Origin of the sequence: Parabacteroides timonensis (assembly GCF_900128505.1) — a bacterium.
Lineage (GTDB): Bacteria > Bacteroidota > Bacteroidia > Bacteroidales > Tannerellaceae > Parabacteroides > Parabacteroides timonensis.
Genome location: NZ_LT669941.1, coordinates 3,032,180 through 3,047,544, shown reverse-complemented (window position 1 = coordinate 3,047,544; position 15,365 = coordinate 3,032,180). Strand labels below are relative to the sequence as shown.

The 15,365-nt window shown below is 45.7% G+C and carries 16 protein-coding genes; 7 read left to right on the top strand and 9 right to left on the bottom strand.

Features of this window, described 5'->3' with window-relative positions; translation table 11 throughout:
• Positions 1-175 precede the first annotated feature (175 nt).
• The 7 genes from BQ7394_RS19895 to BQ7394_RS19865 all read left to right on the top strand — a co-directional run bounded on the left by BQ7394_RS19895 (position 176) and on the right by BQ7394_RS19865 (position 8,400).
• Positions 176-994, top strand: a complete 819-nt coding sequence (locus tag BQ7394_RS19895; protein WP_075558992.1) for a phosphate ABC transporter substrate-binding protein — start codon at positions 176-178, stop codon at positions 992-994.
• Positions 995-1,149: 155 nt separating this feature from the next.
• Positions 1,150-2,217 carry an NAD(P)H-dependent flavin oxidoreductase gene (locus BQ7394_RS19890; RefSeq protein WP_075558991.1) on the top strand — a complete coding sequence of 356 codons (1,068 nt, stop codon included), beginning with the start codon at positions 1,150-1,152 and terminating at the stop codon, positions 2,215-2,217.
• 297 nt (positions 2,218-2,514) lie between these two features.
• A complete protein-coding gene (locus BQ7394_RS19885) occupies positions 2,515-3,267 on the top strand; it encodes a DNA-binding domain-containing protein (protein WP_075558990.1) in 753 nt (250 codons plus the stop codon).
• 137 nt (positions 3,268-3,404) lie between these two features.
• Positions 3,405-7,205, top strand: coding sequence for an InlB B-repeat-containing protein (locus tag BQ7394_RS19880; protein ID WP_075558989.1), 3,801 nt, complete (start codon positions 3,405-3,407; stop codon positions 7,203-7,205).
• Positions 7,206-7,341: 136 nt separating this feature from the next.
• Entirely contained in the window at positions 7,342-7,656 is a 315-nt protein-coding gene (locus BQ7394_RS19875) for a nucleotidyltransferase domain-containing protein (RefSeq protein ID WP_075558988.1), read from the top strand.
• Positions 7,657-7,838: 182 nt separating this feature from the next.
• Positions 7,839-8,069, top strand: coding sequence for a surface protein (locus BQ7394_RS19870; protein WP_075558987.1), 231 nt, complete (start codon positions 7,839-7,841; stop codon positions 8,067-8,069).
• Positions 8,059-8,400, top strand: a complete 342-nt coding sequence (locus tag BQ7394_RS19865) for a type II toxin-antitoxin system RelE/ParE family toxin (protein ID WP_075558986.1) — start codon at positions 8,059-8,061, stop codon at positions 8,398-8,400. Before BQ7394_RS19870 ends, BQ7394_RS19865 begins: the two co-directional genes overlap by 11 nt.
• A gap of 81 nt (positions 8,401-8,481) precedes the next feature.
• Here BQ7394_RS19865 and BQ7394_RS19860 read toward each other — a convergent pair whose 3' ends face one another.
• From BQ7394_RS19860 to BQ7394_RS19820, 9 genes are all read right to left on the bottom strand, one after another.
• On the bottom strand, positions 8,482-9,930 hold the full coding sequence (locus BQ7394_RS19860; protein ID WP_075558985.1) for a DUF3868 domain-containing protein: 1,449 nt from the start codon (positions 9,928-9,930) through the stop codon (positions 8,482-8,484).
• 16 nt (positions 9,931-9,946) lie between these two features.
• The gene (locus tag BQ7394_RS19855; RefSeq protein WP_075558984.1) at positions 9,947-10,513 is read right to left on the bottom strand and encodes a DUF3575 domain-containing protein; all 567 of its coding nucleotides are present in this window, start codon (positions 10,511-10,513) and stop codon (positions 9,947-9,949) included.
• Between the two features lie 218 nt (positions 10,514-10,731).
• Positions 10,732-11,340, bottom strand: a complete 609-nt coding sequence (locus BQ7394_RS19850; protein WP_075558983.1) for a response regulator transcription factor — start codon at positions 11,338-11,340, stop codon at positions 10,732-10,734.
• A gap of 6 nt (positions 11,341-11,346) precedes the next feature.
• Positions 11,347-12,039 carry a hemerythrin domain-containing protein gene (locus BQ7394_RS19845; RefSeq protein ID WP_075558982.1) on the bottom strand — a complete coding sequence of 231 codons (693 nt, stop codon included), beginning with the start codon at positions 12,037-12,039 and terminating at the stop codon, positions 11,347-11,349.
• 92 nt (positions 12,040-12,131) lie between these two features.
• Positions 12,132-12,518, bottom strand: a complete 387-nt coding sequence (locus BQ7394_RS19840; RefSeq protein ID WP_075558981.1) for a type II toxin-antitoxin system RelE/ParE family toxin — start codon at positions 12,516-12,518, stop codon at positions 12,132-12,134.
• Entirely contained in the window at positions 12,497-12,739 is a 243-nt protein-coding gene (locus BQ7394_RS19835; protein ID WP_075558980.1) for a hypothetical protein, read from the bottom strand. Before BQ7394_RS19835 ends, BQ7394_RS19840 begins: the two co-directional genes overlap by 22 nt.
• Positions 12,740-12,788: 49 nt before the next feature.
• The gene (locus BQ7394_RS19830; RefSeq protein WP_075558979.1) at positions 12,789-13,934 is read right to left on the bottom strand and encodes a Rid family hydrolase; all 1,146 of its coding nucleotides are present in this window, start codon (positions 13,932-13,934) and stop codon (positions 12,789-12,791) included.
• A gap of 108 nt (positions 13,935-14,042) precedes the next feature.
• Entirely contained in the window at positions 14,043-14,657 is a 615-nt protein-coding gene (locus tag BQ7394_RS19825; RefSeq protein WP_075558978.1) for a response regulator transcription factor, read from the bottom strand.
• 10 nt (positions 14,658-14,667) lie between these two features.
• Complete coding sequence (locus tag BQ7394_RS19820) at positions 14,668-15,360, bottom strand: hemerythrin domain-containing protein (protein WP_075558977.1); 693 nt, start codon at positions 15,358-15,360, stop codon at positions 14,668-14,670.
• Positions 15,361-15,365 lie beyond the last annotated feature (5 nt).

Sequence of the window (15,365 nt, the reverse complement as noted above, 5' to 3'; positions counted from 1 at the left end):
CCAGAAAAGGATACATATACTTTCAAAATAGGGTGCATGCTTTCTCCGGAGAGTATGCACCCTTTCATTATAAGGTAGATACCCTTTTATCTTCACATAAATGTAATACCTGTTTCATGCTCTTGAAATACGCATGTAGTTACTTTGCAGTAAGAAAATTAATTCAATAAAAGTAATGAAAAAGACGATTCTTTTGGCTGCTATGGCCATCGGTTTATTTACAACAAATGTATTTGCACAGAAGATCAAAGGAAGTGATACTTGTCTGCCCGTCAGCCAGACGGAGGCCGAGAATTTTATGAATAAGCATAAAGGCACTAAAGTAACCGTAACAGGTGGCGGCTCGGGTGTCGGTATCTCTGCTCTCATGGAAGGAACGACCGATATTGCGATGTCTTCCCGTAAAATGAAATTCGATGAAAAAGTCCGTCTGCAGGAAGCAAAGAAGAATGCAAAGGAAGTGGTGATCGCTTATGATGCTCTGGCGGTAGTCGTTCATCCTTCCAATAAGGTAGACAACCTGACCCGCGAACAGCTGGAAGGAATCTTCACCGGCAAGATCAAGAATTGGAAAGAAGTAGGCGGAGCCGATATGAAGATCGTTGCCTATTCGCGTGAAACCTCTTCCGGCACCTATGAGTTTTTCAAGGAAAGTGTATTGAAGAACAAGAATTATATGAACGGTATCCTGAGTATGCCCGCGACAGGAGCCATCATCCAGTCGGTAAGCCAGACAAAAGGTGCCATCGGCTACGTCGGACTGGCGTATGTCAATAAGGACGTAAAACCGCTTCATGTCTCTTACGATGCCGGAAAGAACTATGTGGAACCTTCTTTTGCCAACGCAAAGAATAAGACCTATCCGATTGTCCGTCCGTTGTTCTACTATTATGAGGCAAAAAACGAAGGTCCTGTGAAACCGTTCATCGATTATGTATTGTCTGCTGAGGGACAGGAAATTGTGAAGAAAGTGGGTTATATCCCGGTTAAATAGTTTAGTCTTTAAAGGTTTTGCTTTGGTTTTAGTCGTAAAGGACTGATGTTATTGCACAAAAAAGATATACCTGTGCAATAATATTGGTCCTTTTTGCACATCATTTGGTTTATTGTGCTACCTTTGCTGCGTATTTATAAACTATATAAACTTACATGAAGACATTAACAATCGGAGATCTCAAACCCCGTTTCCCAATTATCCAAGGTGGGATGGGCGTAGGAATATCTCTATCCGGCTTAGCCTCGGCCGTTGCAAATGAAGGTGGGATTGGCGTTATCTCCGCAGCCGGTCTCGGACTTTTATATAAAAAATTATCTCCCAATTACACTGAAGCCGGCAATCTGGGGCTGGCTGAAGAGATCCGTAAAGCCCGTGAAAAGGCGAAAGGTATCATCGGTGTAAACGTCATGGTCGCCTTGTCAGACTTTGCCGAACTGGTGAAGACCAGTATCGCCGAAAAGGTAGATATCATCTTCAGTGGTGCAGGTCTGCCGCTCGACTTACCTTCTTTCCTTAAGAAAGACAGTGTGACGAAGCTGGTACCCATCGTATCGAGTGCACGTGCCGTACGCATCATCTGCGAGAAATGGAAAAACAACTACGACTACCTGCCCGACGCTGTCGTGCTGGAAGGTCCGAAAGCCGGCGGTCACCTCGGTTACAAGGAGAACCAGCTGGAAGACGAACATTTCTCACTGGAAGAGTTACTGCCGCAGGTAGTACACGAAGTTTCTCTTTTCGAAGAGAAATACAATAAGAGTATCCCGGTAATTGCAGCAGGAGGCATTTATACGGGTGAAGATATCAAACGCATGATGGACCTTGGAGCATCGGGCGTTCAATTAGGAACCCGTTTCGTCACGACTACCGAGTGTGATGCTTCCGACGCTTTCAAGGAAAGCTATATTAAAGCGGAAGAGAAAGACATCGAGATCATCAAGAGCCCGGTCGGTATGCCTGGTCGTGCGATCCATTGCAACTTCCTCGAAAAGGTGAAGGCAGGGATCAAGCAACCGAAAGCGTGTCCTTTCAACTGCATCAAGACGTGCGATATTTCGCGAAGTCCTTATTGTATCGTCACGGCTTTGTACAACGCTTTCAAAGGAAACTTTGAGAACGGGTATGCCTTTGCCGGAAGCAATGCCTGGAAGACCAGCCGTATCATGTCGGTACGCGAGACGATCAACGAACTGATCAACGAGTGGAGGGCGAAAGAATAGTTTAGCTTTTTAATAGATACAACAAAAGGTTGTGTTACTCAGTAGCTCAAATGAATACTGATAACACAACCTTTTTTGTATTATTTAAGAAATGTGTTTTGTTTTTGGATAGAGTTCTAATAGAACTACGTTAATAATGTTGCCAAAGGTAGAGAAAACTTCTTAATAAACAAGGGATAAAGGGCGATTATGTAAAATGTATGAAAAGAGCTCAGTTATAGCCAATACCTGTAGTTTGTTTGATTATCAGTTATCTTGTTTACGTAGTTCTATTAGAACTAATCTAATACCACTGGTATGCAAAACAAACTGAAAGGGTGGCTCGTCGACAACACCGTAACTGCCGACAATCTGACAGACAAGATTTTACAACTGGAATCAAACGGAAGTGCCGGTATCGATGACATTATCAAAGAAATGCGCGAAGAAGACACCGGCCTGCGTGAGGAGACGCTTCGCCACTCCATTTCATTGTACAACCGAATCATTACCCGTCTTATTCTGAACGGAGTAAGTGTGAACACCGGCCTTTTCTATGCCGTAGCCCGCCTGACGGGTGTTGTGGAAGGAGGCGTATGGAATAAGGAAAAGAACTCCATCTATGTCGTTTTCAACCAAGGAAAGGAGCTGCGCGAAGAAATCGCAAAGACCAGCGTGGAAATACTGGGCGAAAAGTCGAACATCATGTATATTCTCGAAACGGAAGACCGCAAGACGAAGCTTCGCGACGGCAGTGCTACGGCCGGCCGCAACCTGTTCGTGCGCGGTGCGATGCTGAAGGTCGTTGGCGACGACGAAGCAGTAGGTGTCACACTAACCGACTCGAAGGGTGCAGTGACGAAATTGGACGAAGACATGATCACCACCAACAAGCCGTCTGAACTGACCTTGCTGATCCCTTCAGAGCTAGCTGATGGCGAATACACACTGACTGTCACCACGCAATACACGAGCGGCGCTTTGCTGAAATCGCCTCGTAGCGCATCCACTACTTTGTGGATCGGCGGCAAACCGAAAGACGACGACGATGACCGTCCGGTTATCGAATAGCCCGTAATCTCTCGAAGCACCATCGACCGATCGGTCGACGCATCATCGACAACTCAGTCGAAGGTGTTTCGACCGGGCGGTCGATTCGGTTTCGACAAGACAATACCAACAATCATAAATAAAACAACAACACTAGTATGAGTAAATATTACAAGAATCGTATCATGGGAATGGGCGCATGGATCGTCGCATTCCTTTTTTTATGCCTGCCGGTGGCGTGGGGGCAGGCTGAGGTAGGTATTTTGGCTGTTTCCGGGGGGATTGAAAGGACGGATTACACCTATGTGGATAACACATATACGATATTGACAGAAAAAGCTTTGACCTTTTCGGGGACGACGACGACAGACCATATCGTCGTGAAGGAAGGGGTGACGGCGAATGTTACTTTGAATGGAGTTAATATAAAACTTACAGATGGCGGGGATGATGCTGTTGGTACAAGTGCATTTTTTCTTAAAAGAAATGCAAATCTAACGCTTACGTTACAAGGCAATAATACTTTTCAAAGTGGTCATAGAACAGCAGGTATCCAAGTTGAGAAAGGTGCTTCTATAACTATTACTGGCAGTGGTACTTTGACTTCACAAGGCGGCTGGGGCGGTGCCGGTATCGGTGCTGGAGCAGGAACTTCTTGCGGAACAATCCTTATTAAGAGTGGTATAGTCAATGCTTATGCAGGAGACTGGGCATTCGGATTAGGAGAAGGATATTTTTCGAATATGACTTCGACCAAAGAGGCTATTATTCAAATTGAAGGAGGGACAGTACATGCAGGAGGAAATAATTATGGCTCTTCCAGCATGGCAGGTACTATTAAGATAAGTGGAGGGAGTGTAACGACTTCTTATCATAGTAGTTCAAATTATAAAGGAAGTGCATTTGGGGATATAACAATACTTAGAGGTACTATTGATGAGTGGAAGATAAGTGATAATATTACAGTTCAAGATGGTACTTTAACCAACTGTTCTTTCTCCGGAGAAGTAACAGTTCAAGGTGGAACTTTAACCAACATCTCTTTCTCTGGAAAAACGACCGTTCAAGGTGGAGACTTTACCAACAGTTCTTTTTCCGGAGAGAGTTTTGTAATGTATAAAGGGACGATTAATAATACGGATGGGAGTCGTATAGATTGTACTTCAGCAGTTATAAAAGGAGGTGAAATTAATATAAATACGACTTCTCAAGAAGGACGTGCCGCTATACATGTGACCCCAAACAAGACGTTGTATGTAAATGGAGGAAAAATAAATGTTGTAGCTAATAAAGGTGCTGGTATTGGAGGTGATGGAAAAACTGTAGGTCAAGGAGAGACATGCGGAACGGTAATTATTTCAGGAGGAAACATTATTGCAAAAAGTGGAGAAGCAAATGCCATGGCAATAGGTGGTGGAGGTAAATGGCAATATGCCGGTTATCCAGGTGAAGGAGGGAATATTACAATTGAAGGAGGTACGCTTTCTCTTACCGGAGGTATTGGTAGTGCTAATCCCGCAAAAGGAACACTGACTCTTACCGGAGGAAGTCTTTATGATAATAAGAAGGGAGAATTTATGCCTGATGTTACTAATGGTACAGATCCGGTTTACTTAGGCATCACCCCCGAAATCGAAAACGTCACCGACGTCTCCGTTGACGGCAAGCCTTATTATGTCCCCGGAAACCATGAAGGCGACAACAGGCTTTATCTGTATATGACGGCAGATAAGCATACAATCACGGTGCGTACGAATGATAATAGTATCACGACTTATAACGCGACTTATAACGCGGATGGGGATACGGCTGATGGGTATTTTACAATTACAAAAGGAAGTAGCAATACACCAACCAAACAATCAGCTCTCTCATTTGAAAACGAAGAGTACACAGCCAAATATACTCCAGAGGAACATCAATGGAAAGTCAAACTCAACATAACAGCCAAGCAGACGAAAGCCCGTTTGCGCAGCGCAGCAATGAACAGTGTGCAATTAGTATTGACGGATTATGAGCAAGACCTTACCTATTATTCAGACAAGCAGGAGGTCGGTGCCTCGAACGAATATACCTTTACCTTCTCAACGAAAGGTTTGGAGGTTGGTAACTATAAGCTGACTGCTCAGTATGGGGGGGATGAGGAAACACTAATATCGGACATGGTAACAAAGCTGTTGAAGATAACTCAGGCCGACGGTACGACCGCTACAGATTATACGGAACCACAAGATTTGAGTGCAACCTACGAAGATCTGCTTTCCGATATCCCATTAGGTCAAGGTTGGGCATGGGATAGTCCGGAAACATCAGTAGGAAAGGTTGGTGTGCATGGATATCAGGCAACTTTTACACCATCTGACAAGAACTACGGGACAGTTTCAACGACGCTTTCTGTCATGGTAAATAGGAAAGAGGTAACAGAAGCTCCGGAAGGCCCGGCTGCCCTTGATGCTATAATATACGATCCTTCTCGAAGATTGACCAGTATCACATTGGATAATAACTGGGAATGGGCAGAGGAAGACATTGTGCCTGATGTTAAAACAGGAGAGTATACGGCATACTATGATACGGATTATGACAATTATGATTGGAGTTCGATAAGTGGCTACAATTCGGAAAAACACAGGGTGGAGAAAGAGATAACCTTGCAAGTGAACAGAGCCGACCTTACTAAGGACGATTTTACCTTTTCTGTAACCGGAGAGGATGAATTGACATACGACGGACTGAAGAAAGAGGCGACGGTTACTTCAACGTTGAATGGGATTGGCAAGATTACCGTTTCTTATTATGATTCGGAGGGGACGCACTCGGAGGTTGATCCCGTGAATGCTGGTGATTACAAGGTTAAGATTTCTGTCACAGAAGGAGATAATTATAATGCGATTGAAGGCTTGACAGCTGACGGTTGGGTGCTCACTATCAAAAGGGCTAATCTGCCTACGGAAGGGTTGGATGATTACTTTACTTTTACTCCACCTGCCGATTTGTATGTGGATGGATCGCCTAAAGAGGCCACGGTTTCTGTAAGCGGTCTCAATGGGATAGGTGCTATCACCGTCAATTACTACGATGCAGCCGGAAAGAAACTGAGTGAGGCTCCAGTGAGTGCCGGAACCTATACGGTTAAGATTGATATTGCCGAGAGTATCAACTACAACGCAGTAAAGGAGTTGACTCTCGACAAATGGACATTCACATTGAAGGAAAAGCCCTTTTATACCATCACTTTAGATGCTGCGGTTTCCGGTGGCACGATCAGTGCCGATCCTTTATCGGCGCAAGAGGGCACCACCGTGACTCTTTCCTATTCGGCACAAAGGAACTACGACTTTGTAGGTTGGACAGTGACGGAAACTAACGGAGGCACTCCCGTAACGGTCAATGGCAGCACCTTTATGATGCCTGCATCCGATGTGACTGTCTCTGCTCGCTTTACCTACAACCCGCCTTATGTGCCTGAACCCGATCCTGTCTACTACACCGTCACCCTCCCCGCCGTGGAAGGTGCGACAACAGATCCATCGGTAGGAGAATATACGGTAGAGGCATGGAATAGCTTTGGTTTTTATCTTACCCTCGATGCCGACTACGATCAGTCGAAACCGGTTGTTACCACAAGCCGTGGCGAAACGATCGAGCCGCGTGCCAGTGATAGAAAGTACGTCATCCCTTACGTACGTAGCGATCTGGACATTCGCATCTCCGGTATTGTGAAGAATCCCGATCCGGTAGCCAACGAGGCAATCCGGGCGGATACCGTCGAAGTGCGTGGTGGCGAAGGCTGCCTGTATCTGCGTCTGGGTATGCGTAGGGAGGTCGGTATCTATACCTTCACCGGCTCGCTTCTTCGTTTTGCTGAAGTGGCTCCGGGCGATAGCCGCTGGACGCTGCCTACGGGTAATTACATCGTCCGCATCGACGGCAAGAGCTATAAGGTAGCTGTGAGATAACAGTTCCGAGGAGATGTGTCATCATGACAGAGGGAGTTGTGGCACATCTTCTTTTTTTATGTTCTCATACAACGGTATACGTCCTTTTTCATTACCTTTGCCTTCGGAACCAACCATTTAAGAAAGGAGAACGGTTATGAAAAGAACAGAAATTGTAGAAACAATCCGCCGTATAGTAAAGCATGTGGCACCCGATGCAAAAACGATCCTTTATGGTTCTGAAGCTCGTGGAGACGCACGTCCTGACAGTGATATAGACTTGCTGATCTTGCTTGAGGAATCCCAGCTCACTCCTGAACGTGAACAGGAAATCATACGTCCGTTGTACGAGTTGGAGGTCAAATCGGGGGTGATAATCAGTCCTATGATTATGCTTCGTAAGCTGTGGGAAAACCGTCCGTTCCAAACCCCTTTCTCTATTAATGTAATGAACGAGGGCATTGTGTTATGAAACAGGAACTGACCCCCGAACATCATTATCTCTATCCTCGTGCAGAGTCTTTCATTCGGGCTGTTGAAGAATTGGTTCGACAATAATATGATTTTTATTTTAACACCCCCTCTGTAACGGTATACGTCCTTTTTCATTACCTTTGCCTTCGGAACCAACCATTTAAGAAAGGAGTACCAAACATGAAAGCAACAATATCATTAGAAAGTCTTTGGCAGATCATTCAATCTCTTTCCAAAAGCAACAAAAAATGGCTGTCAGAAAAGCTATTGGAAGATATCAATGAGGAAGAAACTGAGTATATCAGCAAAGAAGAAATCCTTGCCGGTATCGATGCTGGGTTGAAAGATTTGAAAGCTGGAAGGAAAACATCTTGGGATGAATTCTTAAAGGAAATGGAAGATGAAGTATAAGGTAGAGATCTTGGCCACTTTTAAAAAGGAGTTTAAGCGTTTAGGTAAACGTTATCCCTCTTTGTTGGAGGATGTGAAAACATTGCGGAATGAAATAATCGATAACCCGCAACTAGGTATTGACCTGGGGGATAATCTTCGTAAAATCCGCATGAAAATTACCTCTAAAGGACGCGGTAAAAGTGGTGGAGCAAGAGTGATAACATTCACTGTTGTTGTTTCCATAGACGAAACAGAAATCAACTTGCTCTATATTTATGATAAATCAGAACGTGATTCCATTCATCCAAAAGAAATAGAAGAATTGCTTCGTAAGAATGGATTGAAGTAGTCTTTTTCTCTTACAGAAGCGTCCCGCCCTCTCCACAAAGGAAAAGGCGGGACGCTTTTATTTTATCGGTCAATTATTGGCTTATTGTTCTTTCAGCCAGTTGCTCAAACCTTCTTGGTTTGCTGCTGCGGCTTTGACACCTGCATTGGCAGCCTTGCTGAAATACTCGAGAGCCTTCTGGTACTCTTTCTTCTTGGCGTAGGCAACACCGAGGTTGTTCCATGCTTCCGGCGTGTTGATCTTTTGCAGACGTTCGATACCCGCATCGTCGGCTCCGCGTTCGATCTCAAGAGCGGCAGTGTTCTGCTGTGCAACCGGATCGGTCGGGTAGAGGCGTACGGCAATGTCGAATACTTCCTTGAATGCTTCACTATCTTTCGGATAAGTGTTTGCTACCACGAACATTTCGTTCAGGCTCAGGTACTGCGGTTTCGTCTTGATCACCTGTTTGGCTTCGTTCACATCGAACGGACGGGCAATGTAAGCCAGCGTATAGTCGATACGGCGCAGGGCAGGATAATAATCGTCCAGCAACATACGATACGTACGTCCTCCGTTCAGGGCTTTGAGTTGTGCTTTACGTTTATTGATATCGGAAATTTCCAGTACTTTCATGATCTCATCACGGTTGGACAGGTTGGACGCCTTGACTGCGTTGCGCAGGCCGATCCAGTCTTCACCTTCCCAGTTCACCTTCATCAGCGAGGTCGGCATATCTTCCTTATCTTTCATATAGGCTGCGAATGCCTTGGCACGGCTTTCCGACAGTTTCATATTATAGTCGTAGCCACCTTCCGGTGATGCGTATCCGGTGATATTGAACTCTGTAAATTTCAGGTTCTTGTCGTTACGTACTTCATTCACGATCTTGTTCACGCTTTTCAGTTCGGCGGCATTATTCTTGAAGTCGTGCAATAGGACAGACTTGCCCACTTCGAAGTTCAGGTAAGCCGAGTGCGTTTCACTACGCTGTTTTACCGGTTCTGCCGGAGGAGTGACATAACTCAGTTCGTAAGTCGGTGCAACTACCGGAGGCAATATGCGTGACGACAGTGGAGTGATATTGCTGGCTACATCGCACGAAGCACATCCGGTGGTATTCGCCTGCATCACCAGCGAAGCATTACGCATCCAGCTTTCGTATGGTACGGTCAGGGTCATCGGGATAGACTCCGGCTGGTTTTTTTTATGACGGAAGATCACGGTCGGTGTCTGTTCGAACGGCTCGGCACCGAAACCCATTTCGCGGTCGAGTGCCTTCATACGTTTCTTTCCGGTAATGACGAACGGATCGAACTTTACTGTGTGTGCCTTGTCTGCCGACTGAAGTACGGGAGTGACGATCACCATATTCTGTGATTTTAGCTGCATGTTGGTGAGGTTAGCGGTGGTCGACAATACAACCTGGCTGCCCTCTTTATTTACTTGCAGGTCGCTGTAAGCTATACCGTCGGGGCTAACAGTCTGTGCCTGCATGCTCCCATAGGCGGAGCATACTAAAACGGTTATTATATAGAATAACTTCTTCATTTTGCTTGCTTGATTATTAGTGGATAAAATAGATAAAAGAGATAGACGCTTTCGTCACACCCCAGTAGTTGTGGTTGGCAGTGCGTATTTTCGGCATGTCTTTGCCCTTGGCGTACTCGTCGTAGTGCATACGGGCATAACCGGCACCGATTTCGCCTTCGATACCCCAGCGTTTGTTCAGTATCCATTGATGACCGATACTGATACCTCCACCGTACAGGTAACCGTCGTAGCGATGGTCGCGCAGTTTCTTGAACATATCGAACGGCAGCTTGAATCCTGACACATCGTATTGTCCGCCCAGGGCGTGAACGCCGATAAATGTTCCGTTAAACTTTTCGCAGGTCCAGAAACGTACGCCTGCATGTGCCAGCCAATGTTTAAACTGTTTGTCGTTGCTGAACTCGAATGGGTTGTAACCCGCAGAAAGGTCCATTGTGACCTTCTTTCCTAATCCCACTTCCAAACCCAGGTTGGGAGTGGCGGTAGCATCGTAGACGATATTGTTCTTTAATGCGACATGCTGTGCACTGGCATACAAAGAAAGAAATAACGTTGCTCCTATTAAAAAGAATTTCTTCATGTGATATTCATTATTAGTGATACTCTTTGTTCTTAACAGCGAGGTTTCGGATATTGTTTGCTGTGTTTTAAAAAAAGGGTGAAATGTTAGGGTTAATTATTAAGAAAGATAAGGTTTTTTGTATTTGTTATGTTAATAGTAAAGGATACAATAGGGAATAACTTAAATGACGTGGTTGGCTTGGAACCCGATTGTAGATAACTGCAACACTGTCGGCTTTATACTTTATTGATGTCGCTGAGCTCCACCAGCTTATTCACAATCGCATAAACCGTCAAGGCGCTGGCACTGTGTACCTGCAACTTACGGGCGATATTTCTTCTATGTGTGATGACCGTGTGGGTGGAGAGGAACAAGCGGTCGGCAATCTCACGGTTGGTCATTCCTTTTACCACGCATACCACGATCTCTTTTTCGCGGGCGCTCAATGTCTGTTGTTCGTCGCCATCGCCGTCTTCCTCCGATTTGGCATGGAGCCGTTCCAGTTTAAGCCCGATCTCGTCGGGGCTGTCGAGGATATTGATATGATCGTCGTAATAGCGGATCAGGGAATGGTCGATAGGGGCATAGAGCATAGCCACACATTTCATATTCGGGCAACCTGTCATCTCTTTCAGATGTGGAATAGTGAAATACCCGGGAATAGAAGGATTGATGATGAGGATATCCGGCTTGTGTGTCCGAAGATCCTCGGTAAGCGACTCGATAGTCGTTATTTCAGAAAACTGGACACGCAAGCCGCCGGGCAGGCGTTTCAGTATTGTTTCCAGTCCGTTGCGGACAATGGCGGAAGGTTCAGCAATAACGATTTTCAGTGTGGTGCTCATAGGGCATCAATTAATTGTTTTTTCTAATGCTAAAATAGCGGGCATAAAGAGATAATCTTCCACATGGTTGTGTGAAGCCAGGTCCTGCTCGGTGGCGAAGATGTCGAACAGGACGCTGTTCAATAGGTTGCTTCCGGGACCGGGGTAATATTTTATCAGGATATTCTTCAGTTCCACGATCTTCATCTCTATCTGGTCGTGACGTTTGCGGAAGATCGATATATTGTATTTCGGGTCTTTCTTCCCGGCCAGCAGGCCACGAACATACGGGAAGACCACTTTTTCTTCGTACGACATGTGCTTGTGTACCTCGTCGGCATATTCGTCGAAGAACTGCTGGATAACGAAGGCTACATCTTTCGGGCATTCGGCGATGGCTTCCAATAGCTTCCTGCGCAGATGCGGCAGACGGAAGTTGAGGAAGTAGTCGTGCGCATTGTGCAGGTAGGTGATCAGCGCATCGATAGACAGGCATTTATTGAGGTCGGTGACAGGAGTGGTTACGTCTTCCGTCAAGAAGTTCACCACTGTCAGGAAGGTGCAGGCGTCTACTCCATTCTGACGGCATACCTCACCGATATTCTTTTCTCCAAATCCCAGGGCAATCCCAAAACGGCTCATAACGAGGACCATCGGATAGTTCTCGCATATCAAATCGCTCATTTTATCGGTTTCCCTGTATTTTCCGTTTTTGTACATAGGCTGTTTCTTTCTTGTTTTGGTGTTATTGATTGTTCAATTATTCGATAGTTCAAAGGTAATGCTTTTTCTGTGAACAGATGAAGTTGTTATTAATCTTTCACGTTTGTTGGGGCTGTTAGCTTCTCATACGGCGCCATCGGCTCATTCAGATATTTGGGATCTTGATTGCGTAATGTGTAGGCCAGACGTGCCGGATTACGACGGTTGTCCCATAGGACAAGGACGGTAATTTGTTTATCGCTATGATGATAGAAAAGAGAATATTCGGGTATAGCAATAAGATACCGTATATGAGGATATTCTGTTCGCTGTCCTGAGAGAGGGAATAGTGCAGCCTGTTCTACAGTTTCTATGAACTTCGCTAGTAAAAAGTTACTGTAATGAGAATTTCCATTACGTTCGTTATAAAAGTCTGCAATCTCGTCTATTGCCTGCAAGACTTCTTCATCCCATATTATTGTTCTGGAACTAACCATTTAGCGAATCTTTTTTTCATATCTTCATTAGAAACACCTTTCCCTGCTTTCATTCGTTCTAAAGCACGATCTATTTTCCCTTTCAACTCCGGAGAAAAGTATAGAATATCGTTTGTCTGTTCCTTTTGATCCAGTAGCTGTTCAATTTCGTCAATAATATGTTCATCGAATACAGTCTCCAGGCGTTGGATAAGCTGCTGTTTACGCTCAATTAATGTCATATCGCTCTTGTTTTAAAGGTTCTGTTGCAAATGTAGTAATAATAATCGATTACAACGGAGCATATTCCGGCTCATCTACGGCAACGACGGCGATACATTCGATTTCGACCAGCCAGCCCGGACGGCATACCGGGGCCCGGACGATCAGGTAAGGCATAGTCGAATGGTTCGTTTCCATGTATTGCTTCACGCGGGCAAAATCTCCCGTGTCGCGGATGTAAACGATGGCCTGCATGATATCATTCTGGTCGGCACCTGCTTCGTTTAACAGGGCGGTGATGTTTTCAACCATACGTTCCGATTGCTTGATGACATCTCCCGGATAGACGATCTCGCCGTATCTGTCGATACTGGCTGTTCCCGAAACGAATACATGACGTCGGTCGCCATACGTAATGGCTACCCCTCTTTCAAACGTCACCCCGTATTCGTAGGTGCGGCTCAGATGGTTGGGAGCATAAAGATACTGGATTTGTTCCTGGCCGATACCCGATACGGCATACGTATCCATCGTTACGTACACGCTTGTGTCCTGGTAACGTCCCTCTATGCCGGTACTGGCGATGAAGTGAGTGTTTTCCGTTAAGTTTTGTGTTGCAAAGACTTCCTTGCGGGCTTTCACGACTCCCGGGTAGTTGACATCTACATTCTGTACGAATATCCAGGTGCGGATACAGTTATTTGCCAGCGTACACTTGGCATCTGTCAGTTGCATGATATAATCGCGGAAGATAAGCCGTGTCTGGTATTCGGAGTTGGCAGCACGGTTACAAAGATTGGCTCCGAAAAGCTGTCGGTAACTTCCGTGACGGGCTTCAAACAGATTGCTTGGAAGCACCTGTGTCTGTACACCTGTCTGGAGCCATGCCCAAAGGGCTATTTTAGTCCCGTTCATCGGGGCCTGTTGTACGATGGATAATGCACAATACGGATTGGAACGTTCTTTTTCCATCAGTAAGGCGGTCTGGTTGGTCACGTCACTCAGGAAATAACGGCGGAATACGGCTGTCGGGTTTCCCGGAAGCTCTTCCACACATTGTGTATAAGCTTTGAGCAAATCCTGCAACTGGGTGGAGTAATCATCCATACAATCCATCTGTTCGAGGATGATATGATATTCGGTGATCCCTTTTTTTGTCTCAAAGGAGGTGATCTGTACTGCCGTCTTGTTGTATTGTCTTGTTATTGGATTCATGGTAACCAGATATATATATTTTTGTTTCCCAAAGATACAGTATATAGGATTGAAGCCAAATTCTGGAGTGTGAAAAGAAAACAAAAGCTGTGAGAAAATAATATTTTATCAGACTTTCTTTATATCGTTCAGTTCGACCAGTTTATTCACAATAGCATACACCGTCAGGCCGCTGGCACTGTGCACCTGCAGTTTCCGGGCAATATTCCGGCGGTGGGTGATCACGGTGTGGGTAGAAAGATACAGGCGGTCGGCGATTTCCCGGTTCGTCATACCTTTGACAACACAGACAACGATCTCTTTTTCCCTCGAACTGAGCGTCTGCTGTTCTTCCTCCTCTTCTTGCGGCTCAGTAGATGCTTCTTCCGCATTCAGCCTCTCCAGCTTATGTTTCAGTTCGTCGGGGCTGTCATAAATATTGATCAGGTCGTCATACGGGCGGAGCATAGCTTGATCGGTCGCCATGCAGGCAATAGCCAGGCATTTCATTTCGGAGCAGCCGCACTCTTCTTTCAGATGCTGTATCCCGAAATAGCCGGGAAGTGAAGGGTTGATGATCAGTACTTCCGGCCGGTGCATGCGGAGGCTTTCCACCAGGCATTCAGCCGTAGCGATTTCCGTCAGCTGGATATGCAGCCCGGGCAACCGTTTCAGGATGGTGATCAACCCGCAACGGATAATGGAGGAAGGTTCTGCAACAGCTATTTTAAAGTTAGTGCTCATAAAGCAACGGTCATTTGATTGTTTTTTCAATGGCTAGTACAGCGGGAACGAAGAGGTAATCTTCTACCCGGTTATGAGAGGCCAGATCTTGTTCGGTGGCAAAGATGTCGAACAGGACACTGTTCAGCAGGTAATTGTCGGGTCCGGGATAGTATTTGAGCAGGATATTTTTGAGCTCCACGATCTTCATCTCTATCTGGTCGTGCCGTTTGCGGAAGATACTGATATTGTATTTGGTATCTTTCACCCCTTCCAACAGGTTGCGGACGTAAGGGAAGACGATCTTTTCTTCGTACGACATGTGTTTATGGACTTCGTAGACATAATCGTCGAAGAATTTGGTGATAGCGAAAGCGATGTCACCCGGGCAGCCGGTAATTGCTTCCGTCAGTTTGCGGCGGATATGAGGCAGCCGGAAATTCAGGAAATAATCGTGCGCATTATGCAGATAGGTGATCAGCGACCCGAGAGAAAGGCAGTTGTTGATCTCGTTGATCGTGCCTGAAATCTCTTCCGAGAGAAAATTGACAACGGTAAGGAACGTGCAGCAATCCACTTCGTTTTGCCGGCATACATCCTTGATGTTTTTCTCCCCGAATCCCAGGTCGATACCGAAGCGGCTCATTACGAGAACCATGGGATAGTTCTCGCAAATCAAGTCGCTCATCTTGTCTGTCTCTTTGTATTTTCCTTGTTTATACATAGTTG